Here is a 22114-nt window from a genome sequence, read left to right on the forward strand (position 1 = left end):
CCCCGGTTCTGCCCAGGCGAAGGGGCGAACCGGGGATCCGACCCGCGGCAGTAGCCTCTCGCCGCGCCTCGGCAGCGTCGCACCTCAAGATTTCGGAAACATGAACACAGCGTGATGAGTGCGTGTCCGACACGCGCCGAGGCGTCGCCCCGAAGCCTCAGCGCCGCCTCAGGCTCAGGATATAGGCGATCAGGTCCTCGGTCTCCTCGCGCGTGAGGCTTAGGTCGGGCATGCGGTCATGCGGCGTGCGGAGGAACACGGTGAGCGACGTCACCGTCGTCGAGGCACGGTCCGCAACCGATTGCAGCGTCGGCGCTCCGTCGGTGGCACGCCCCGCTCCCGGCCCGACGGCGTGGCAGGAGGTGCACCAGCGCTCGGCGATCGCCCCCCGGACGCCAGGTCGCCGGTCGCAACCTGGGCGTTAGCGGCGAGGGAAAGGGAGAGGGCAGCCACTAGGGTCAACACGCGCATCGCACACTCCTTCGCAAGCGCCCCGGAGCGTCGCTGACGCCGCGCGCGCGTGCCTTGACGGCGATCAAACCGACTTCAGAGCCCCCATCGCCCGAAGCCGGCGACGATGCTCGTCACGAGCCCCAGCACGAGATTGGCGGTGATCAGGAGCCGCACGCGATTGGCCGCAGCCGTCGCCGCTTCCGCCTCGCCACGCCCCATCGCGGCGCGGAAGCGGGCATAGGGCCCGAACCAGATGGCGAGGAACACCCCCGCCATGATCATGCCGGTGAGGTTCATCACATGGACATGCACGCCGGCGTCACGGAAGCCGCCATACCAGCCGAACAGCAACGCCCAGCCGCTCGCGACCACGATCGGCATCGCATGCCAGACGATCAGGAAGAAGCGGCGGAACACCTCGGCATGAAGTGCTAAGCGCTGTGGCGGTGCGAGCACAGCGAGCGCTGGGCGGAGGACGAGGATCGCGAACGCCATGCCGCCGACCCAGAGGATCGCGCCGACGAGGTGAAGCACGAACAGCAAGGTCGGCACGGTCGCGCTCATCATTCCCTCCCGAGCCAAGGGGCGAGAGCCGAGACGAGCCCGCGCACCTCCTCTGCCGCGAGGCTCCGCGGCGCGCTCTCGGTCACACCAAGTCCGGCCGCCATCGCCATCGCGTAGGCCGAGCGGTTGCCGAGCGAGGCGGGAAGCGCCTCCACCCCGGCGCGGGCGAGCTCGGCCTTGGTCGCCTCGAGCAGCCGGCCACGCGCGGGCGCGCGATTGAGAACGACCTTGGCCTCGCGCCGCTCTGCCCTGGCGAGGTCGAGCGTCGGGCCGGTCGCCCAGAGGTCGAGCGGCGAGGGCTGCATCGGCACGAGCACGAGGTCGGCCGCGCGCAAGGCGAGCCGCGCCTCGGTCTCGGCATGCGGCGGGCTGTCGATCAGAACCACCTCGTGGTCGCGCCTGAGCCGCTCGATCTCGGCGGCGAGCTTCCAGCCGGAGGTGTCGGCGAAGGTGACGCCGGCTGCGGCCGCCCGTGCCTCAGTATTGCGGCGCGCATGCCAGCGCGCGAGCGACCTCTGCGGGTCGATGTCGAGCAGGGCGACGCGCCGGTCGGCCGCAAGCGCGGCTGCAAGCTGGGCCGCGAGCGTGGTCTTGCCCGCTCCGCCCTTCTGCTGCGCCACCGTGAGCACGATCGCCGCCATCCGGCGAAGGCTAGCGGAGCGACTCGCGCGGCTCCAACCACCGGAAGCGGCCGGGCGCGTAGGGAGCGGGGTCGAGCGGCGGCGCCGCGCCCGTCATCAGCGCCGCGATCAGACGCCCGCTGCCCGCGCCCATGGTCCAGCCGAGCGGCCCGTGGCCGGTGTCGAGCCAGAGGTTGCGCACCCGCGTCGGCCCGATCAGCGGCCGCCCGTCCGGGCTCATCGGGCGCAGCCCCGTCCAGTGCTCGGCACGGGCATAGTCCCCGCCCTCGGGGAACAGGCGCCGCAGCGCGCCAAGGGTGGCGGCGGCACGCACAGGCGAGGGCGTCTTGTCCCAGCCTGCAAGCTCGAGGGTTCCGGCGGCGCGGAGCCGCTCGCCGAAGCGGGCGACGTAGATCTTCGCATGCTCGTCCACCACCGCGAGCCTCGGCGCGCCGTTGCGCCCGGCGATCGGGACGGTGGCGGAATAGCCCTTGCCGGGATAGACGGGAAGCGCAAGCCCGGCTGTGGCGGCGAGCTGGACCGACCACGGGCCTGCCGCAAGCACCACCTGATCGGCAGCGATCGTCTCGCCGGTCTCGAGCACGACACCTGTCGCCGCCCCGCGGGCGACCGCGAGCCGCGCCACCCGCGTGCCATAGCGGAAGGTCACGCCCAATGCCGCGGCAGCATGGGCGAGCCCGGCGGTGAAGCGATGTGCGTCGCCGGTCTCTCCCTCCTTCGCGAAAAGAGCTCCGGCATAGCGGCTTGCCGCTTCGGCGAGCGCGGGTTCGGCGGAGGCGATGCCGGAGCGGTCGAGCAGCTCCGCCGCGAAGCCAGCCTCGCTGAGCCGTCGCGCCTTCGCCTCGGCGGCGGCCATCTCCGCGGGCGTGGTGAGCAGGGTGAGCGTGCCGGCGGTCGAGTTCTGGTCGTCGATGGCAAGCCTCGCCCGCAGCCGTGCGGTTTCCGCCGCCGAGAAGCGGCAGAGCTCCCCGATCGCCGCGGCGTTCGCCGCGAAAGCGCGAGGCGTGCAGTTGGCGAGGAAACGCACGCCCCAGCGCCACAGGGCGGGATCCCAACGGAAGGGGCGAAGCAGGAGTGGCGCGTCCTCTCGCCCAATCCAGCGCAGAAGCTTGCCCGGCACGTCCGGCGCCGCCCAGGGGCCAGAGGCGACGGAGATGTGCCCCCCGTTGGCGAACGAGGTCTCGAGGCCGGGCCCGTCACGCGCCTCGACCACGGTCACCTCCACCCCCGCCTCGCGCAGGAACCAGGCGGCGGAGACGCCGACGATCCCTGCGCCGAGGACGAGGGCGTGCACCGTTCAGTTGGTCGCGAAGGGGTTGGCGAAGGCGGGAGGTCGCGTGTGCCGGGGCGGGAAGGCCGCGGCGAGATAGTCGACGATCAGCTTCCGCTCCTCCGGCTCGAGCGGGTTCATATTCTGCTTCTCGACCATCCAGTCGATCAGCTCGTCCCATTGCTGACGGGTAAAGCCGGAGCGGCGGATCAGCGCCGTGGAGTGGCATGCCGTGCAGGCATAGAAGGTCTCGTCACGGCCATGTCCGTCGGGAAGCACCGAGGGCTCCTCGGGCTCGGCAGCGAGCGCGGCGGGAGGGGCGGGGGCTCCCCCGACCAGGAGCCCCCCGAGCAGAAGGACAGCGAACCTCCGCATGCCGGCTCAGCCCACGAGGATCGCCACACGGCTGATCGGGTTCGCCCCGTAGCCCTGCGGGTTCCAGTTCCCGGCGACATGCGGCTGCATCTTCCCGTCGCTGTCGGTGGCGCGATACCAGATCTCGAAGTAGCCGTCCGAGGGCAGCGTTACCGAGCCCTCCCAACGCTGCCAGGCATACTTGTTCGCCGGCGCGCCGAGCCGCATCTCCTGCCACGTCGAGCCATAGTCGATGCTGACATGCATCGCTCGCACCGTTTTCTCACCGGCCCAGGCCGCGCCGCGCAAAGCGATGGTCCGGGTGCCGGACGGCAGGCGCGTGCCGTTGGCGACGTTGGTGAGAATGCTGCGCACCGGCATCGAGGTCATGTCGACGAAGCTCGACCCGTCATTCTGCGAACCCGGAACGATCGGCACCACCGGTACGCGATAGCTCGTCCCGCCCATGCCCTGGCCGGTATGCGGCTTGTCGAGGATCTGGATCCGCGTCAGCCACTTCTGGCTCAGCGAGCCGGGCCAGCCGGGGACGATCAGCCGCACCGGAGCGCCGTTGATGTGCGGGATCGGCCCGCCATTGACCACGAAGGCGATCAGCGTGTGCTCCTCGAGCGCCTTCTCGATCGGCATGCCACGGCTGATCGCCGCCCGGTCGGTTGCGCCGGAGAGATGCGGGTCGGCGCCGTAGTGGCCGGTGAACTTGCCCGACGGCTTTAGGCCTGCGGCAGCGAGAACGTCCTTCAGCCGAACCCCGGTCCAAGCGGCGTTGCAGATCGCCCCGTTGCCCCACTGGTTGCCACGGGTCTGCGGCACGAAGAAGCTGCGACCATTGCCGCCGCACTCCATCTGCAGCTGGAAGGTCACGTTCTGGAAGCGGGAGCGGAGCTCTCCCACCGTGAGCTCGAGCGGCGTGTTGACCTCGCCGTCGATCCGCACCTTCCAGGCGTCGGGGTTGGCGGCCGGCTCAGGGATCTGGCCGTTGTTGCGGATGAAGATCCGGTTGTTCGGCGTCACCGGGTCATCGAGCAGTGTCTCGGGCGCCTCGAGCACGAGCGGCCGGTCGCCGAGATTGATCATCGGGTCCTTGCCCTCGAAGGTGACGAGGCGCGGCCCTTGGGCCGTTCCCTGGGCCAGCGCGGCAGGGATGAGCCCGCGCGGCATGCGGTCGGCGAACGGGATGGCCGCGCCGACGGCTGCCCCCATCGCCGCAAGCGAGGCTCCCTTCAGCGCGCCGCGGCGGTTGAAGACGATCGCATCGGCGCGCTCGGGGTCGTCGGCGTAGAGTTCGACGAGGCTCCGCTCGCGCTTTCCGAAACGCATCATGGCATCCTCCCCTTGTAGGTGTCCCGGTCCGTGGCACCGTGCCGACCGGCACGTGCTCCGGGCGCAGTGAACCATCTGTGGTGCGAAGATAGCATAGCAATGGGGTCAGGCGAACTCGCCCTTCTCACACCTGCCGAGATGGCGTCGGCCGACCGTGAGGCGATCGCGCTCGGGATTGCGGGGAGGACGTTGATGCGCAATGCCGGACAGGCGGTGGCGCGGGCGATCCTCGCACGGTTCCGCCCCTGCCGTGTCACCGTGCTCGCAGGCCCGGGAAACAACGGCGGCGACGGGTTTGTGGTGGCGTCATTCCTCTCGGAGAGGGGGTGGCCCGTGCGGGTCGCCCTGTTCGGCGGACGGTCGGCGCTCACGGGGGATGCCGCCTGGGCTGCCGCCCGCTGGCGCGGGCCGGTCGAGCCGCTGTCGCCCGGCTCGCTGGAGGGCGCTGGCCTCGTGGTCGATGCCGTGTTCGGCGCGGGGCTCGCGCGCCCGGTCGAAGGGGGCGTGGCGGAGACGCTCGCCGCCGCCTCGGCTCTGCCGGTGGTTGCGGTCGATCTGCCCTCCGGCGTGTCGGGGCTGACGGGGGAGGTGCTCGGGGTGGCGCCGAAGGCGGTGCTGACCGTCACCTTCTTCCGCCTCAAGCCCGGCCATCTGCTTCTGCCTGGGCGCTCCTTCTGCGGCGAGACGGTGGTGGCCGAGATCGGCATTCCTGCCTCGGTACTCGATCACGTCGTGCCGCGGGCGTTCCGAAACGCCCCCGCGCTCTGGCAGGCCTCGCTGCCGCGCCGCTCCCTCACGGACACCAAGTACACCCGCGGTTGTCTGACCATCGTCGGCGGCACGGCGATGACAGGCGCGGCGCGTCTCGCCGCCGCAGCCGCACGGCGCCTCGGCGCCGGTCTGGTCACGATCGCCGCCGGCGATTCCGCCTCGGCTGCCGCCTATCGCGCGGGTGATCCCGGCGTGATCGTCTCCGAAAGCGCGATCGAGACGTTGCTTGCGGATCAGCGACGCAACGCCTGGCTCGTCGGCCCCGGCCTCGGCCAGGGCGAGCGGACGGAGCGGGCTCTTGCCCTCCTGCTGGCCTCGGGGCGGCCTGTGGTGGTGGACGCCGACGCCCTCACCGCCTGCGCTGGGGCCCCCGAGCGGCTTCGCGGCGCCGCACTGCTGACGCCCCATGCGGGGGAGTTCGCCCGCGTGTTCGGGCCGATCGGCAACGACAAGCCCGCGGCGGCGCGGCGGGCTGCAGCCGAGACCGGTGCGGTCGTTCTGCTTAAGGGGGCGGACACGGTGATCGCCGCCCCCGATGGCCGAGTGGTGATCGACGCGGGCGCTCCGCCCGATCTCGCGACCGCCGGAACGGGCGATGTGCTGGCCGGCGCCGCAGCGGGGCTGATGGCGCAAGGGATGGACGCCTTCAGCGCCGCCGCCGCCGCGGCCTGGGCGCTCGGGGCGGCGGCGCGATGCGCAGCCCCCGGGCTGATCGCCGAGGACCTTCCGCCGCTCCTGCCGCGCGCGCTCGCTGCGCTATAGTGGCGATCATGGGAGCGTGGATGGAGACGGCAGCGCGCGCAGGTCTGTTCGACCGCGCGCTCAGGCGCCTGCTCGAGGCGTGGCGCGATGTCGCGGGCGGATCGGGCGATGGTGACATCGCCGCGCAGATGCGCGACTGCCTCGAGGCAAAGGGCGGCGAGGTCTCCGCCCGCGCCCGCTCTGCCCGGCTCGCCCAGGCCTATCTCGCTTCGGATTCGGCTGGAAAGGAGGCGTTCCTGCGCACCCTCGCTTCCTTCGACAGTGATCCGAAGGCGGTCGAGGCGGCGGTCGCGGCGCTTCAGTCGGCCGGGGACGACGCGGCGGCGGCGGCGCGGGCGCGGATGGAACTCCGCCGTGCCCTCGAGGCGCCGCGGACGCGGCTCGTGACCCAGTTCACCTCCCTTCCCGAGGGGGTGCGGTTCGTGGTCGAGCTGCGCGCCGCCCTGTTGCAGCTCGCGAAGAAAGACCCTGCGCTCGCCGCCCTCGAGGCAGACATACGCGCCCTGCTCGCCGCCTGGTTCGATGTCGGGTTCCTCGAACTCCGTCGGATCGATTGGCACAGCCCGGCAAGCCTGCTCGAGAAGCTCGTCGGGTACGAGGCCGTGCACGAGATTCGCTCCTGGCGCGACCTCAAGAACCGGCTCGACAGCGACCGGCGCTGCTACGCCTTCTTCCACCCAAGGATGCCCGATGAGCCGCTGATCTTCGTCGAGGTGGCGCTTGTGAAGGGGCTTGCAGGGGATGTTCGCGCCCTGCTCGACGAAAACGCGCCGCTGCAGGACCCGCGCGCGGCCGACACGGCGATTTTCTATTCCATCTCGAACTGCCAGCAGGGCCTCTCCGGCATCAGCTTCGGCAATTTCCTGATCAAGCGCGTCGTCAACGAGCTTTCAGCGGAATTCAGCAATATCAAGACCTTCGCGACACTTTCTCCGATCCCAGGCTTCCGGCGCTGGCTCGACGCCAGGGGGGGTGACGACACGCTGCTCACGCCCGAGGAGAAGGCCTCACTCGCCGCCGCGCTCGGGGCGGCGGCAGACAGCGGGGCGAACCCGCTCGCGGTGCTGCTCGCCCGGAAGGGGTGGCATCGCGACGCCGCGCTTGCCGAAGCCGCACGCCCGGTGCTGCTTCGCCTCTGCGCCCGCTACCTGCTCGCGGAGAACGCCGAGGCGCGGCCCGGCCGGCCCCCGCGGGCGCTCGACCCGGTCGCGCATTTCCACCTCACCAATGGCGCGCAGGCGGAGCGTCTCAACTGGCTCGCCGACCGCTCCGAGAAGGGGATCAGGGAGAGCGCGGGGCTGATGGTGAACTATCTCTATGACCGCGGCGCGATCGAGGCCAACCACGAGGCCTATGTCGGCCAGGGCAAGCGGGCCGCCTCGACGGCGCTGAAGCGTCTCGCGCGCGGCTGGATCTAGCGGGGAGAGGAAATGGCACCCGAGGGGATGGCGGCTCAGTCGGCCGCAGGCTCGGCCGACGAGGCGGGCCGGATCGCGCTTCTGCGCACGCTCGAGCAGAGGGTGCTTTGGCTCGCCTGCTGGACGATCCACCACGCCAACCACATCAGGCCGTCGCGCGACGGGCTGAAGGTCGGCGGGCATCAGGCTTCTTGCGCCTCGGTCGCGACACTGATGACCGCCCTCTACCTTGACATCCTCCGCCCGGAGGACCGGGTGGCGGTCAAGCCCCATGCGGGGCCGGTCTTCCACGCGATCCAGTATCTGCTCGGGCGGACGACACGCGAGAAGCTCGAGCGCTTCCGCGCCTTCGGCGGCACCCAGCCCTATCCGAGCCGCACACGCGACGGGCTCGACGTCGACTTCTCCACAGGCTCCGTCGGCCTTGGTGTGGCCATCACCAACTTCGCCGCGCTCGTGCAGGACTATGTCCGGCTGAAGGGCCTCGCGCCCAAGGGATCGCGGCCGGGGCGCATGGTCGCCGTGGTCGGCGATGCCGAGCTCGATGAGGGGAACATCTACGAGGCCCTGCTCGAGAGCTGGAAGCACGACATCCAGGACGTCTGGTGGATCATCGACTACAACCGCCAGAGCCTCGACTCGATTGTCCCCGACCGGCTCTTCCACCGCATCGAGGGCCTGTTCCGCGACATGCGGTGGGACGTCGTGACGGTTAAGTACGGCACGCGCCTCGAGGCCGCCTTCGCTCGGCCGGGCGGTGCCGCGCTCAGGGCCTGGATCGACGACTGCCCGAACTCGGTTTACTCGGCGCTCACCTTCCAGGGCGGTGCGGCCTGGCGCGAGGCGCTTCTCGCCGATCTCGGCCGCGATGCCGGGCTGCGCGCGATCATCGACCCGCTCCCCGACGACGAGCTTGCGGCGCTGATGACCAATCTCGGCGGCCATGACATGGAGACGGTGCTCGCCGCCCTGCGCCGCGCCGCCGCCGCGCCGCGGCCGACCGCCTTCATCGCCTACACGATCAAGGGCATGGGCCTGCCGCTTGCCGGCCACAAAGACAACCACGCCGGGCTGATGACGGTCGAGCAGATGGAGCGGTTCCGCGCCGCCCTCGGGATCTCGCCCGGAAAGGAGTGGGAACCGTTCGCCGGGCTCGACGCGGCGACGGCAGCCGAGCTGAAGCGGTTCCTTGCGACCGTTCCCTTCGCCGGCGCGCTCGCGGGCGACGGCGAACGCCGCGGGCGGCGCCGGGTGGCGCCGCCGGTTCCGATTCCCGACACCCTGCCGGAGCCCCGACGCGCACCGGGCCGGAAAATGTCGACCCAGGAGGCCTTCGGCCAGATCCTTTCCGAGATCGGCCGCGGCCAGGGCGAGCTCGCGCCGCTCGCCTCGCGGATCCTCACGACGAGCCCTGACGTGACGGTCTCGACGAGCCTCGGCCCATGGGTGAACCGCCGCGGCGTGTTTAGCCGCCATCGCCGAAACGACGCGTTCCGTGACCAGAAGGTGGCCTCGGCCCAGAAATGGGTGATGACGCCAGAGGGGCAGCATGTCGAGCTCGGCATCGCCGAGCAGAACCTGTTCCTGCTTCTCGCCGCCGCTGGCCTTTCCCACGAACTCAACGGGGTGCGGCTCCTTCCTGTGGGGACGGTCTATGACACCTTCGTCCAGCGCGGGCTCGATGCGCTGTTCTACGGGTGCTACCAGGATGCGCGGTTCCTGCTCGTCTCAACCCCCTCAGGCATCACGCTTGCGCCCGAGGGGGGGCAGCACCAGTCGATCTACACGCCGCTGATCGGCATCGGCCAGGACCGGCTCGCCTTCTATGAGCCGGCGCATGTGGACGAGCTCTGCCACCTGTTGGCGCATGCCTTCCGCCACATCCAGGCGGAGGATGGCTGCTCGGTGTGGCTTCGGCTCTCCACACGCCCGCTGGCCCAGCCCGACCGCCTGCTCGGCGAGGCTGAGAAGGCGGCGATCGTCGCCGGCGGCTATTGGCGCGTTCCGCCGGCGCCGGGCGCACGCCTTGCAATCGCCTACGAGGGACCGGTGGCCGAGGAGGCAGAGGCCGCGCACGCCGCTCTCGCCGAAGAGGTGCCGGGGGTGGGCCTGCTCGCCATCACCTCGCCGGACCGTCTGCACGCGGATTGGCTCGCCGCCGCCCGGGCCCGCCGCGAGGGCCGCGCGGCGACCGCCCATGTCGAGGCGCTGCTCGGCGCACTCGCTCCCGATGCCGGGATCGTCACGGTGGTCGACGGCCACCCCGCCACCCTTGCCTGGCTCGGCGCGGTGCGCGGCCAGCGAATCCAGGCGCTCGGCGTCGACCGGTTCGGCCAGACCGGCGACATCCCCGACCTCTACCGTGCCTACGGGCTCGACACCGACGCCATCCTCGATGCGGCGGCGGCGGCGCTGATCGGCTGACGGCGCGCAGGTTGCGCGGCGACGCGTTCGGCGGTACATGCCGCGGCTCTCGGGCGGTTCGGCCGCGCCGGCGGAAGGCGGTTGGGGAGAAGCCGCGCCGAGCCTGCCGCGGGCGTGGCGGAACTGGCAGACGCGCCGGATTTAGGTTCCGGTGACGCAAGTCGTGGGGGTTCAAATCCCTCCGCCCGCACCACGGCCAAGCGCCCGCCGCCGACGCGGCGTGGCCAAGCGAAAGACGATGACGATGCAGGTCACCGAGAAGTCAGCCGAAGGATTGAAGCGCGCCTATGCGGTGGTGCTGCCGGCCGCAACGATCGCCGCCAAGCGCGATGCCAGGCTCGCCGAGATCGGGCGCGGGCTGCGCCTGCCCGGCTTCCGCCCCGGCAAGGTGCCGCCAGCGATCGTCAAACAGCGCTTCGGCAGCGCGATCATGGGCGAGGTGCTCGAGAAGAGCCTCGACGAAGCCACCCGCGCGGTGGTGACCGAGCGGGGCCTGAAGCCCGCGTTGCAGCCGAAGGTCGAGATCGTCAACTGGTCCGACGGGGCGGACCTCGAGTTCACCCTCGACATCGAGGTCCTGCCCGAGATCACGCCCCCCGACCTCAAGTCGATCGCGGTCGAGAAACTGGTCGCGACCCCGACCGAGAGCGAGGTCGAGCAGAGGCTCGCCGAGATAGCCAAGCGCCATCGCAACTCCGAGCCGGTCGAGGAGCAGCGCCCCGCGGTTGCCGGCGATCTGCTCGTCGTCGATTTCGTCGGCCGGATCGACGGCAAGCCGTTCCGCGGCGGCTCCGCCACCGACATGGAGGTCGAGGTCGGCGGCCCAGGCTTCGTCCCGGGCTTCACCGAGGGGCTCATCGGCCTCGCGGTCGGCGAGACGAAGGACATCGAGGTGTCGTTTCCGGCAGGCTACGTGGCGAGCGACCTCGCGGGCAAGACGGCGACCTTCACGGTCACCGCCAAGGCGCTGCGGCGGGCGCTGCCCGCCGAACCGTCCGAAGAGCTTGCGAAGAAGCACGGGTTCGAGACGCTTGCGGCGATGCGGGAGGCGATTCGCGGCGCGATCCAGCGCGAGTACGACCAGATGAGCCGGCTCAGGCTGAAGCGCGCCGTGCTTGACCAGCTCGCCGAGCGGGCGACCTTCCCAGTGCCGGACGGCATGGTGGAGGGGGAGTTCCAGGCGATCTGGCAGCGCGTCGAGCAGGACCTGAAGGACGGGCGCTTGGACGAGGCCGACCAGGGCAAGGACGAGGCGACGCTCAAATCGGAATACCGGGCGATCGCGGAACGCCGGGTGCGGCTTGGGCTGCTGCTTGCCGAAATCGGCCGGGCCAACAATCTCTCGGTGAGCGAAGACGAGCTCAAGCGGGCGGTGATCGCCGAGGCCCAGCGCTATCCGGGCCAGGAGCGTAAGGTCATCGAGTACTACCAGCAGAACCCGCAGGCCATCGAACGGTTCCGCGCCCCGATCTTCGAGGAGAAGGCGATCGACTTCGTCCTCGAGCTCGCGCAGGTGACCGAGCGGTCGGTGACGCCCGAGGAGCTTGCCAAGGATCCGGACTAGGGCCGAGACCAGCCTGACGAGACCCCGCCCCAAGAGGAAGGAGCCCCGACAACCGATGCCCGAGCGCAGCCCGTTCGAGATCTACGCCAACACGCTCGTGCCGATGGTGATCGAGCAGACGGCGCGCGGCGAGAGGGCTTTCGACATCTATTCCCGCCTCCTCAAGGAGCGGATCATCTTCCTCACCGGGCCGGTGCATGATGCGGTGGCGAGCCTGATCTGCGCCCAGCTCCTGTTCCTTGAGAGCGAGAACCCGAACAAGGACGTCGCCTTCTACATCAACAGCCCGGGCGGGGTGGTGACCTCCGGCCTCGCGATCTACGACACGATGCAATACATCCGCTCGCCGGTGAGCACGGTGTGCATTGGCCAGGCGGCCTCGATGGGAAGCCTGCTGCTTGCGGCCGGCGCGGCCGGCAAGCGCTACTGCCTGCCGAACAGCCGGGTGATGGTGCACCAGCCTTCGGGCGGGGCCCAGGGCCAGGCCACCGACATCGAGATCCAGGCGCGCGAGATCCTTGCCGTGCGGGCGCGGCTGAACCAGATCTATGCCCGGCACACGGGCCAGCCGCTCGAGCGGATCGAGCAGACGCTCGAACGCGACCGGTTCATGTCGGCCGAGGAGGCGAAGGAGTTCGGGATCGTCGACCACGTGGTCGAGAACCGGCCCCCGCCGGACGCCGAGAAGAAATAGGCGGAACACGAGGAGCGGGGCATCGGCTGACCACGGGCGTGCGGCGGCCGGCCGGGCGTCGGCCAGGGCGGCATGGCGCGGCGTCGGACGAACGGCCATCGCTTGTGCCACCGGGCACCCGGGCGTATCCTCATCTCTTCGGAAGCCGCACCGGACTCGGAGCAGGCATGAGCAAGTCTGGCGACTCGAAGAACACACTCTACTGCTCGTTCTGCGGCAAGTCGCAGCACGAGGTTCGCAAGTTGATCGCGGGCCCGACCGTGTTCATCTGCGACGAGTGCGTCGAGCTCTGCATGGACATCATTCGCGAGGAGCATAAGACGCACCTCGTGAAGACGCGCGACGGCATCCCAACACCGCGCGAGATCTGCAAGGTTCTGGATGACTACGTGATCGGGCAGGATCACGCGAAGCGTGTGCTCTCGGTAGCGGTTCACAACCATTACAAGCGCCTGGCGCACGCCCAGAAGAACAACGACGTCGAGATCGCCAAGTCGAACATCCTGCTTATCGGCCCGACGGGCTCGGGGAAGACGCTGCTCGCCCAGACGCTTGCCCGGATCCTCGACGTGCCGTTCACGATGGCGGATGCGACGACGCTCACCGAGGCCGGTTATGTGGGCGAGGACGTCGAGAACATCATCCTGAAGCTCCTGCAGGCGGCCGACTACAACGTCGAGCGGGCGCAGCGCGGCATCGTCTACATCGACGAGGTCGACAAGATCAGCCGCAAGTCGGACAACCCCTCGATCACCCGCGACGTCTCCGGCGAGGGCGTGCAGCAGGCTCTGCTCAAGATCATGGAGGGGACGATCGCCTCGGTGCCGCCCCAGGGCGGTCGCAAGCACCCACAGCAGGAGTTCCTGCAGGTCGACACCACCAACATCCTGTTCATCTGCGGCGGCGCCTTCGCCGGGCTCGAGAAGATCATCGCCGCACGCGGCAAGGGCACGGCGATCGGCTTCGGCGCCGATGTGCGCAGCCCCGACGACCGGCGCACCGGCCAGATCCTGCGCGAGGTCGAGCCGGAGGACCTCCTGAAGTTCGGCTTGATCCCAGAGTTCATCGGCCGGCTTCCAGTGGTGGCCACGCTCGAGGACCTCGACGAGAACGCTCTCGTCGACATCCTCACCAAGCCCAAGAACGCTCTCGTCAAGCAGTATGCCCGCCTGTTCGAGATGGAGGGGGTGAAGCTCACCTTCACGGAGGATGCGCTGCGCACGGTCGCGCAGCGGGCGATCAGCCGCAAGACCGGGGCGCGCGGCCTGCGGTCGATCATGGAGGGGATCCTGCTCAACACCATGTTCGACCTCCCCAGCCTCGATGGAGTGGACGAGACGGTGATCAACCGCGAGGTGGCCGAGGGCCGGTCAGCGCCGCTGTTCATCTACGGCGAGCGTCGCGGCGAGGGCGCGAGCGCGTAATCCGCCCCCGCCGCCTGGCGGGGCTCGTGATGCATCGGGGTTGATCGGGGTGCCGGCAGCCTCATGTATCCTGACGTGACATGGGGTCTTTGGGCCAGGGCATGGTGCATGGTCCGAGGGCTGCCGAACCAGGAAGCACGCAAGAATGAGCGACGAGCAAGGTCAGCGGCACGGCGGTGGTGAGGGCAAGGCGCTTCAGGCGCCGGTGCCTGCCGACGTTCTGCCGGTTCTTCCCCTGCGGGACATCGTGGTGTTCCCGCACATGATCGTTCCGCTGTTCGTCGGGCGCGAGAAGTCGGTTCGCGCCCTCGAGGCGGTGATGAAGGACGACAAGCAGATCCTCCTGGTGGCGCAGAAGAACGCCGCCCAGGACGATCCCGGCGTGGACGACATCTATCACGTCGGCACGGTCTCGACCGTCCTGCAGCTTCTGAAGCTGCCCGACGGCACGGTGAAGGTTCTGGTCGAGGGCGGCCGGCGGGCGCGGATCGTCGGCTTCAAGGAGACGGAGGCGTTCTTCGAGGGCTTCGTCGAGCCGATCCAGGACCAGCCGGGTGACGAGCGCGAGGTGGAGGCGCTTGCGCGCACCGTGGTCAACCAGTTCGAGCAGTATATCAAGCTCAACAAGAAGATCCCGCCCGAGGTGCTCGTCTCGATCAACCAGATCGAGGACCCCTCGAAGCTCGCCGACACCGTCGCCTCCCATCTCGCGCTGAAGATCCCGGAGAAGCAGGACCTGCTTGAGACCGCCTCCGTGGCCGACCGCCTTGAGAAGGTGTTCGGCCACATGGAGAGCGAGATCGGCGTGCTGCAGGTCGAGAAGCGCATCCGCAACCGCGTGAAGCGCCAGATGGAGAAGACTCAGCGCGAGTACTATCTCAACGAGCAGCTGAAGGCGATCCAGAAGGAGCTCGGCGAGGGCGAGGACGGCAAGGACGAGGCCGCCGAGATCGAGGAGAAGATCCGGCGCACCAAGCTGTCGAAGGAGGCGCGGGAGAAGGCGCTCGCCGAACTGAAGAAGCTGCGCACCATGTCGCCGATGAGCGCCGAGGCGACGGTGGTGCGCAACTATCTCGACTGGATGCTCTCCATCCCCTGGAAGAAGAAGACCAAGATCAAGGCCGACCTCGCGGAGGCGGAGCGGATCCTCGAGGCTGACCATTACGGTCTCGAGAAGGTGAAGGAGCGCATCCTCGAGTATCTCGCCGTGCAGGTGCGGAGCCCGAAAATCCGCGGGCCGATCCTCTGCCTCGTCGGTCCGCCCGGTGTGGGCAAGACCTCGCTCGGCAAGTCGATCGCCAAGGCGACGGGCCGCAACTTCGTGCGCATGTCCTTGGGCGGCGTGCGCGACGAGGCCGAGATCCGCGGCCACCGCCGCACCTATATCGGCTCGATGCCCGGCAAGATCATCCAGGGCATGAAGAAGGCGAAGAGCTCGAACCCGCTCTTCCTGCTCGACGAGATCGACAAACTCGGCGCCGACTGGCGTGGCGACCCGTCCTCGGCCCTGCTCGAGGTGCTCGACCCGGAGCAGAACGCCACCTTCAACGACCACTATCTCGAGGTGGACTACGACCTCTCGGACGTGATGTTCGTCACGACCGCGAACTCGCTTCGGATGCCGCAGCCGCTGCTCGACCGGATGGAGATCATCCGCATCCCCGGTTACACGGAGGACGAGAAGGTCGAGATCGCCAAGCGCCACCTCGTGCCGAAAGTGTCGGAGGCGAACGGGCTCAAGGAGAAGGAGTGGTCGATCTCCGATGACGCGATTCGCGACCTGATCCGCTACTACACCCGCGAGGCGGGGGTGCGGAATCTGGAGCGCGAGATCGCGGGCCTCGCCCGCAAGGCGGTGCGCGAGATCGTTCAGAAGAAGGTGCAGAAGGTCGCGATCACGCGGAAGAACCTCGAGAAGTTTGCGGGTGTTCGGCGCTTCCGCTTCGGCGAGGCGGAGCTCGAGGACATGGTCGGCGTCGTCACTGGCCTCGCCTGGACCGAGGTGGGCGGTGAGCTTCTCTCGATCGAGGCGGTGCTGATGCCCGGCAAGGGCAATGTCAAGCACACCGGCAAGCTCGGCGACGTGATGCAGGAGAGCGTGCAGGCGGCGATGAGCTATGTGCGCTCGCGCGCTCTCTCCTTCGGCATCAAGCCGACACTGTTCGAGAAGCGCGACATTCACGTGCACGTTCCCGAAGGCGCCACACCGAAGGACGGCCCCTCCGCCGGCGTGGCGATGGCGACCGCGATCGTCTCGGCTCTTACCGGCATTCCGGTGCGTCGCGAGATCGCGATGACGGGAGAGATCACGCTGCGCGGCCGCGTGCTGCCGATCGGTGGCCTCAAGGAGAAGCTGCTCGCGGCCCTGCGCGGCGGGCTGACCACCGTTCTCATCCCGAAGGAGAACGAGAAGGACCTCGCCGAGATCCCCGACACGGTGAAGAAGGGACTGAGGATCGTCCCGGTCTCCTCGATGGACGAGGTGATGCGCGAGGCGCTGACCCGTATGCCCGAGCCGATCGCGTGGGAGGAGCCGCCAGAGCCGCCCCTGACGGCCGGTGCCGCCGCAGGCGAGGCGCGACTCGCCCACTGAGGCTGCTGGGACTCGGCCGCGTCCCGAGCGGACAGGGCGCGGCCGGGAGCCGCGGGGTGCATCCTCTCGCGAGTCGCTCTCGCCGGGGATCAGCGGGAGCAGGCGTTCCGCCTGCGCAAGGCCCGAAAACGGCCGATTCGCTAGGAAAAAGCGGCGTCGACGCATTGACGCGGGAGAATCGCGCTGCCTAGAGTGCAGCCGTGCGTTGCAGCCAGGTTGCGGATGTCCGCGGCCTGGAGGTGCGCAATCCCTTCCGCTCCAGTCACGTCGAAGAGGGCAAGCCCGTGAACAAGAACGACCTGGTCGCCGTTGTCGCCGACAAGACCGACCTGCCCAAGGCCAAGACGGCCGAGGTGATCGATGCCGTGTTGGACGCGATCACGGCCGCCCTGAAGAAGAAGGACGGCGAAGTTCGCCTCGTTGGCTTCGGCACCTTCTCCAAGTCGAAGCGCAAGGCAGGAATCGGCCGCAACCCGCGCACCGGCGAGCAGATCAAGATCGCCTCCTCGGTGTCGGTTCGCTTCAAGGCTGGCAAGGCACTAAAGGACGCCGTCAACTGAGCCGTGCTCGAGCAGCGTGGCGGCAGGCCGGCGGCGGTGACGCTTCCGGCCTTTCGCATTTGCCCAAACCCACGCTCGCGGCGTATCACCGCCCCGGGCGATTAGCTCAGCGGCAGAGCGCCTCGCTTACACCGAGGATGTCGGCGGTTCGAGTCCGTCATCGCCCACCATCGTTTTTCGCGCGCCTTGACACCCCCATCCCGCCTGCCTAAGAGCGGCGTACGCGCGCGGGTGTAGCTCAGTCGGTTAGAGCGCCGGCCTGTCACGCCGGAGGTCGCGGGTTCGAGCCCCGTCACTCGCGCCATTCCCCCCTCCCTCACGAGAGCACGTGCCGAGCGCCCGTCCGCTGGGCCAAAGGCGGGCGCGCCGAGGCCCGGGCAAACCGGGTACGCAGGCCCGGCACGGGTGGAAACGTGCCGCGTTCCCGTCTAATGTCGCAGCGCAGCAAGACCCGGGGGAGGGACCCACCGGGCCGACGGAGCACTGCGCGGCCATGCCGTCTATCCTGGCGGAATATTTCCCGATCCTCGTCTTCATCGGCATCGCCGCCGCGATCGCGGTGGCGATGGTCGGCGCCTCGCTGATCCTCGCCCGCCAGGCGCCGGACCCGATGAAGCTCTCGGCCTATGAATGCGGCTTCGAGCCGTTCGACGATGCGCGCCGGAAGTTCGATGTGCGCTTCTACCTCGTCGCCATCCTCTTCATCATCTTCGACCTCGAGGTCGCCTTCCTGTTCCCCTGGGCGGTCACCTTGGGCGAGATCGGCTGGTTCGGCTTCGCCTCGATGATGATCTTCCTTGGCATGCTGACGATCGGCTTCATCTATGAGTGGAGAAAGGGTGCGCTCGAGTGGGAGTGAGCGCACGCGTGGAGAAGCCGCGATGACCGCCCAGACCGACGTGACCATCGCCTGGAACCGCGAGGCGATCAGCCCGGGGCCCCAGCAGGAGGCACTCCTGCGCGACGTCACGGGGCAGATCGCCGAGAAGGGATTCGTCGTCGCCCAGCTCGACCGGCTGGTGACGTGGGCGCGCACAGGCAGCCTCTGGCCGATGACCTTCGGCCTCGCCTGCTGCGCCGTCGAGATGATCCATGCCTACATGAGCCGCTACGACCTCGACCGGTTCGGCATCATCCCGCGCGCGAGCCCACGGCAATCGGACGTGATGATCGTCGCCGGCACCTTGACCAACAAAATGGCGCCCGCTCTGCGCAAGGTGTACGACCAGATGCCCGAGCCGCGCTGGGTGATTTCGATGGGAAGCTGCGCCAATGGCGGCGGCTACTACCACTATTCCTACTCGGTGGTGCGCGGCTGCGACCGGATCGTTCCCGTCGACATCTACGTCCCCGGCTGCCCGCCGACGGCCGAGGCGCTCGTCTACGGCATCATGCAGCTGCAGAAGAAGATACGCCGCACCGGAACGGTGCTGCGCCGCTGAGAGATCGGACGCGTGACTGAGACCATCACCCAGGCGCTCGCCGCTCTCGGCGCGGCGGTGGCGGAGGCGGTGCCGCAGGCGGTGCGGGCACATCGCGTCGCGCTCGGCGAACTCGAGATCGTCGCACGCGCCGACACGCTGCCCTCCCTCATGGCGGTGCTGCGCGACGACCCGCAGTTCGGTTTCACCCAGCTGATGGACCTCTGCGGGGTGGACTGGCCGGAGCGGGCCGAGCGCTTCGATGTCGTCTACAACCTGCTCGCCCCGGCGACGAACCGGCGCGTGCGCGTGATCGTTCCTGTGGCCGAGGGCGCGGCGGTTCCGTCGGTCGTCTCTCTCTGGCCGGCAGCCGGCTGGTACGAGCGCGAGGCGTGGGACCTCTTCGGCATTCCCTTCGCCGGCAACCCCGATCTGCGGCGCATCCTCACCGACTACGGCTTCGAGGGGCACCCGCTGCGGAAGGACTTCCCGCTGACCGGCCATGTCGAGCTCCGCTACGACGAGGAGCAGAAGCGTGTGGTCTACGAGCCGGTGAAGCTGACGCAGGAGTTCCGCAACTTCGATTTCCTTTCGCCCTGGGAAGGCATGACCACGCTTCCCGGCGACGAGAAGGCAAGGAGGGGGTGAGCGCGATGGCGGAGACGACGGCGGCCGCCCAAACCGGCACCCCAGAGCGGCGCACCCACACGATGAATTTCGGGCCGCAGCATCCGGCAGCACACGGCGTGCTTCGCCTCGTGCTCGAGCTCGACGGCGAGGTGGTCGAACGTGCCGATCCGCATATCGGCCTTTTGCACCGCGGCACCGAGAAGCTGATCGAGTACAAGACCTATATCCAGGCGGTGCCCTATTTCGACCGGCTCGACTATGTCTCGCCGATGGCGCAGGAGCATGCCTTCGCCCTTGCCACCGAAAAGCTGCTGGGAATCGAGGTGCCGCCGCGCGCCCGGTACATCCGCGTCCTGTTCGCCGAGATCAGCCGGATTCTCAACCACCTGCTCAACGTTACCACCTACGCGATCGATGTCGGGGCCATCACGCCCGCGCTCTGGGGCTTCGAGGAGCGCGAGAAGCTGATGGAGTTCCACGAGGCCGTTTCCGGCGCGCGGCTGCATGCGAACTACTTCCGCCCAGGCGGTGTCGCGAAGGACATGCCGGCGGGTCTTGCCGACCGGATCGCCGAGTGGGCCGAGGCCTTCCCGAAGTTCATCGACGATCTCGAGACCCTGCTCACCGAGAACCGGATCTGGAAGCAGCGGACGGTCGATATCGGCATCATGTCGCTCAAGGACGCGCTCGCCTGGGGCTGGTCAGGCCCCTGCCTGCGCGCCTCCGGAGCGGCGTGGGACCTGCGCAAGAGCCAGCCCTACGACGTCTATGGCGAGCTTGAGTTCGACATCCCCGTCGGCCGCAACGGCGACTGCTACGACCGCTACCTCGTGCGCGTCGCCGAGATGCGGGAAAGCCTGAAGATCATCCGCCAGTGCCTCGCCCGCATGCCCGACGGCCCGGTCAAGACCCAGGACCACAAGATCACGCCGCCCTCACGCGCGGAGATGAAGCGGTCGATGGAGGCGCTGATCCACCACTTCAAGCTCTACACGGAGGGGTTCCACGTCCCGGCGGGGTCGACCTACACGGTGGTCGAGGCACCCAAAGGGGAGTTCGGCGTCTATCTGATCGCCGACGGAACGAACAAGCCCTACCGCTGCAAGATCCGCGCGCCGGGCTTCGCCCACCTGCAGGCAATGGACCATCTCGCCAAGGGCCATATGCTGGCCGATGCGGTGGCGATCATCGGCAGCCTCGACATCGTGTTCGGGGAGATCGACCGGTGACCGACCGTTCCACGCCCGCGCAGGCCTATCACGGCGGCCCCGCGACCTTCGCCTTCTCGGAGGCCTATCGCAAGGCCGCCGAGAAGCAGATCGCGAAGTACCCCCCCGGCAAGCAGGCCTCCGCCGTGAAGGCGCTGCTTGATCTCGCGATGCGGCAGATGGAGGAGGAGACCGGCGCGCGCTGGCTTCCGCGCGCGGCGATGGACCATGTCGCCGCCGTCCTCGGCATGCCGCCGATCCGCGTCTACGAGGTCGCCTCCTTCTACTCGATGTTCAAGACGCGGCCCGTCGGGCGGTATCACCTTCAGGTCTGCACCACCACGCCCTGCTGGCTGCGCGGGTCGGACGCCGTGCTCGCCGCCTGCCGGCGCGCCGCAGGCGGCGTGCCAGACGGGACCGTCAGCGCGGACGGGATGTTCTCGGTCGAGGAGGTGGAGTGCCTCGGCGCCTGCGTGAACGCGCCGATCCTGTGGGTCGGCGACCACTACTACGAGGACCTGGATGGTCCGGCAACAGAACGGATCCTCGAGGCGCTCCGCCGCGGCGAGGTTCCGCCGCCCGGGTCGGCGATCGGCCGGCAGGGCTCAGCGCCCGAAGGAGTGCGCACCACGCTTCTGGACGTTCCGCCTCCCTTGCCTTACCGGCCCGAGGGGGCGGCGCCGGAACCAGCGGAAGGAGGCTGAGGGGATGCTCTCCGATCGCGACCGGATCTTCACCAACCTCTACGGGCTTGAGGACTGGCGGCTTGCCGGCGCCCGCGCGCGCGGCGAGTGGGACGGAACGAAGGCCCTGATCGCCAAGGGCAGGGATTGGATCGTCGAGGAGGTGAAACTCTCGGGCCTGCGCGGTCGCGGCGGCGCGGGCTTCCCCACCGGCCTCAAATGGTCGTTCATGCCGAAATCCTCGCCCGACGGCCGTCCGTCCTACCTCGTGGTCAACGCCGACGAGAGCGAGCCCGGCACCTGCAAGGACCGCGACATCCTCCGACATGAGCCGCACAAGCTGATCGAGGGCTGCCTGCTCGCCGGTGTCGGCATCGGCGCGCATGTGGGCTACATCTACATCCGCGGCGAGTTCCACGCGGAATACAAGCGGCTCCAGGCGGCGATCGACGAGGCCTACGCAGCGGGGCTGATCGGGAAGAACGCCTGCGGCTCTGGCTTCGACTTCGACCTCTACGTCACGCGCGGGGCGGGCGCCTATATCTGCGGCGAGGAGACGGCCCTGCTCGAGAGCCTCGAGGGTAAGAAGGGCATGCCGCGGCTGAAGCCCCCCTTTCCTGCAGCCGTCGGCCTCTATGGCTGCCCGACCACGGTCAACAACGTCGAGAGCATCGCTGTGGTGCCGACCATCCTGCGTCGCGGCGCTTCCTGGTTCGCCTCCCTCGGCCGGCCGAAGAACACGGGCACGAAGATCTTCTGCATCTCCGGCCACGTGAACCGCCCCTGCAACGTCGAGGAGGAGCTCGGCATCCCGCTCAAGGAACTGATCGAGCGCCATGCGGGCGGGGTGCGCGGCGGCTGGGACAACCTGCTCGCCGTCATCCCCGGCGGCTCCTCGGTGCCGCTTCTGCCGAAGCACATCTGCGACACGGTGCTGATGGATTTCGACTCCTTGCGCGAGGTGCGTTCTGGCCTTGGCACGGCCGGCGTGATCGTGATGGACCGCTCGACCGACGTGATCGCCGCGATCGCGCGCCTCTCGCGCTTCTACAAGCACGAGAGCTGCGGCCAGTGCACGCCCTGCCGCGAGGGAACGGGCTGGATGTGGCGGGTGATGGAACGGATGGTCCAAGGCCGCGCCGAGCCGGAGGAGATCGACGTGCTCGAACAGGTGACGCGGCAGGTCGAGGGCCACACGATCTGCGCCCTCGGTGACGCCGCCGCTTGGCCGATCCAGGGGCTGATACGCCACTTCCGCCCGCTGATGGAGGAGCGGATCGCTGCCTACAAGGCGGGGCTGCGCGCGGCCTCGATGCCGATGGCGGCGGAGTAGGGGGAT

General features: G+C 69.0%; 20 protein-coding genes and 3 tRNA genes. 17 read left to right on the plus strand and 6 right to left on the minus strand.

Annotated features, from left to right (window positions below; genetic code table 11):
* Positions 1 to 157 precede the first annotated feature (157 nt).
* The 6 genes from KO353_RS15525 to KO353_RS15550 all read right to left on the minus strand — a co-directional run bounded on the left by KO353_RS15525 (position 158) and on the right by KO353_RS15550 (position 4623).
* Complete coding sequence (locus KO353_RS15525; RefSeq protein WP_218287431.1) at positions 158 to 382, minus strand: c-type cytochrome; 225 nt, start codon at positions 380 to 382, stop codon at positions 158 to 160.
* Between the two features lie 164 nt (positions 383 to 546).
* Positions 547 to 1017: a CopD family protein gene (locus KO353_RS15530; protein ID WP_218285675.1), complete on the minus strand. Its 471-nt coding sequence runs from the start codon at positions 1015 to 1017 to the stop codon at positions 547 to 549.
* Complete coding sequence (parA, locus tag KO353_RS15535; RefSeq protein WP_218285676.1) at positions 1017 to 1658, minus strand: ParA family partition ATPase; 642 nt, start codon at positions 1656 to 1658, stop codon at positions 1017 to 1019. The genes KO353_RS15530 and parA overlap by 1 nt, the downstream gene beginning before the upstream one ends.
* Positions 1659 to 1668: 10 nt before the next feature.
* Positions 1669 to 2952: a D-amino acid dehydrogenase gene (locus KO353_RS15540; RefSeq protein ID WP_218285677.1), complete on the minus strand. Its 1284-nt coding sequence runs from the start codon at positions 2950 to 2952 to the stop codon at positions 1669 to 1671.
* Between the two features lie 3 nt (positions 2953 to 2955).
* Positions 2956 to 3303 (minus strand): hypothetical protein, encoded by a 348-nt coding sequence (locus tag KO353_RS15545; RefSeq protein WP_218285678.1) that lies wholly within the window; start codon positions 3301 to 3303, stop codon positions 2956 to 2958.
* A 6-nt stretch (positions 3304 to 3309) separates the two neighbouring features.
* Positions 3310 to 4623: a sulfite oxidase gene (locus KO353_RS15550; protein WP_218285679.1), complete on the minus strand. Its 1314-nt coding sequence runs from the start codon at positions 4621 to 4623 to the stop codon at positions 3310 to 3312.
* 99 nt (positions 4624 to 4722) lie between these two features.
* Here KO353_RS15550 and KO353_RS15555 point away from each other — a divergent pair, with 99 nt between their 5' ends.
* The 17 genes from KO353_RS15555 (at position 4723) to nuoF (ending at position 22108) form a co-directional block, all read left to right on the plus strand.
* Entirely contained in the window at positions 4723 to 6156 is a 1434-nt protein-coding gene (locus KO353_RS15555; RefSeq protein ID WP_218285680.1) for an NAD(P)H-hydrate dehydratase, read from the plus strand.
* A gap of 20 nt (positions 6157 to 6176) precedes the next feature.
* Positions 6177 to 7574, plus strand: a complete 1398-nt coding sequence (locus tag KO353_RS15560; protein WP_218285681.1) for a malonyl-CoA decarboxylase — start codon at positions 6177 to 6179, stop codon at positions 7572 to 7574.
* 12 nt (positions 7575 to 7586) lie between these two features.
* On the plus strand, positions 7587 to 9998 hold the full coding sequence (locus tag KO353_RS15565; RefSeq protein ID WP_407928200.1) for a 1-deoxy-D-xylulose-5-phosphate synthase N-terminal domain-containing protein: 2412 nt from the start codon (positions 7587 to 7589) through the stop codon (positions 9996 to 9998).
* A 108-nt stretch (positions 9999 to 10106) separates the two neighbouring features.
* Positions 10107 to 10191, plus strand: a tRNA-Leu gene (locus KO353_RS15570).
* A 51-nt stretch (positions 10192 to 10242) separates the two neighbouring features.
* Positions 10243 to 11562 (plus strand): trigger factor, encoded by a 1320-nt coding sequence (gene tig / locus KO353_RS15575; protein WP_218287433.1) that lies wholly within the window; start codon positions 10243 to 10245, stop codon positions 11560 to 11562.
* A 55-nt stretch (positions 11563 to 11617) separates the two neighbouring features.
* Positions 11618 to 12256 carry an ATP-dependent Clp endopeptidase proteolytic subunit ClpP gene (clpP, locus tag KO353_RS15580; RefSeq protein ID WP_218285682.1) on the plus strand — a complete coding sequence of 213 codons (639 nt, stop codon included), beginning with the start codon at positions 11618 to 11620 and terminating at the stop codon, positions 12254 to 12256.
* A 167-nt stretch (positions 12257 to 12423) separates the two neighbouring features.
* Positions 12424 to 13680, plus strand: a complete 1257-nt coding sequence (gene clpX, locus KO353_RS15585; RefSeq protein ID WP_218285683.1) for an ATP-dependent Clp protease ATP-binding subunit ClpX — start codon at positions 12424 to 12426, stop codon at positions 13678 to 13680.
* Positions 13681 to 13942: 262 nt separating this feature from the next.
* Complete coding sequence (gene lon / locus KO353_RS15590) at positions 13943 to 16273, plus strand: endopeptidase La (RefSeq protein ID WP_235692137.1); 2331 nt, start codon at positions 13943 to 13945, stop codon at positions 16271 to 16273.
* Between the two features lie 284 nt (positions 16274 to 16557).
* Complete coding sequence (locus KO353_RS15595) at positions 16558 to 16833, plus strand: HU family DNA-binding protein (protein WP_218285685.1); 276 nt, start codon at positions 16558 to 16560, stop codon at positions 16831 to 16833.
* Positions 16834 to 16928: 95 nt separating this feature from the next.
* A tRNA-Val gene (locus tag KO353_RS15600) sits at positions 16929 to 17003 on the plus strand.
* 57 nt (positions 17004 to 17060) lie between these two features.
* Positions 17061 to 17137 (plus strand) — tRNA-Asp (locus KO353_RS15605).
* Positions 17138 to 17326: 189 nt separating this feature from the next.
* Positions 17327 to 17692: an NADH-quinone oxidoreductase subunit A gene (locus KO353_RS15610; protein ID WP_218285686.1), complete on the plus strand. Its 366-nt coding sequence runs from the start codon at positions 17327 to 17329 to the stop codon at positions 17690 to 17692.
* A 22-nt stretch (positions 17693 to 17714) separates the two neighbouring features.
* Positions 17715 to 18275 carry a NuoB/complex I 20 kDa subunit family protein gene (locus KO353_RS15615; RefSeq protein ID WP_218285687.1) on the plus strand — a complete coding sequence of 187 codons (561 nt, stop codon included), beginning with the start codon at positions 17715 to 17717 and terminating at the stop codon, positions 18273 to 18275.
* Positions 18276 to 18287: 12 nt separating this feature from the next.
* Positions 18288 to 18902, plus strand: a complete 615-nt coding sequence (locus tag KO353_RS15620) for an NADH-quinone oxidoreductase subunit C (protein WP_456236916.1) — start codon at positions 18288 to 18290, stop codon at positions 18900 to 18902.
* A gap of 5 nt (positions 18903 to 18907) precedes the next feature.
* Complete coding sequence (locus KO353_RS15625; protein ID WP_218285688.1) at positions 18908 to 20113, plus strand: NADH-quinone oxidoreductase subunit D; 1206 nt, start codon at positions 18908 to 18910, stop codon at positions 20111 to 20113.
* Positions 20110 to 20796 (plus strand): NADH-quinone oxidoreductase subunit NuoE, encoded by a 687-nt coding sequence (gene nuoE, locus KO353_RS15630; protein ID WP_218285689.1) that lies wholly within the window; start codon positions 20110 to 20112, stop codon positions 20794 to 20796. The genes KO353_RS15625 and nuoE overlap by 4 nt, the downstream gene beginning before the upstream one ends.
* 4 nt (positions 20797 to 20800) lie before the next feature.
* Positions 20801 to 22108 (plus strand): NADH-quinone oxidoreductase subunit NuoF, encoded by a 1308-nt coding sequence (gene nuoF / locus KO353_RS15635; RefSeq protein ID WP_218285690.1) that lies wholly within the window; start codon positions 20801 to 20803, stop codon positions 22106 to 22108.
* The last annotated feature ends 6 nt before the right edge of the window (positions 22109 to 22114 follow it).

This window comes from Elioraea tepida (genome assembly GCF_019203965.1).
In the GTDB taxonomy this organism is placed as follows: Bacteria; Pseudomonadota; Alphaproteobacteria; order Acetobacterales; family Acetobacteraceae; genus Elioraea_A; species Elioraea_A tepida.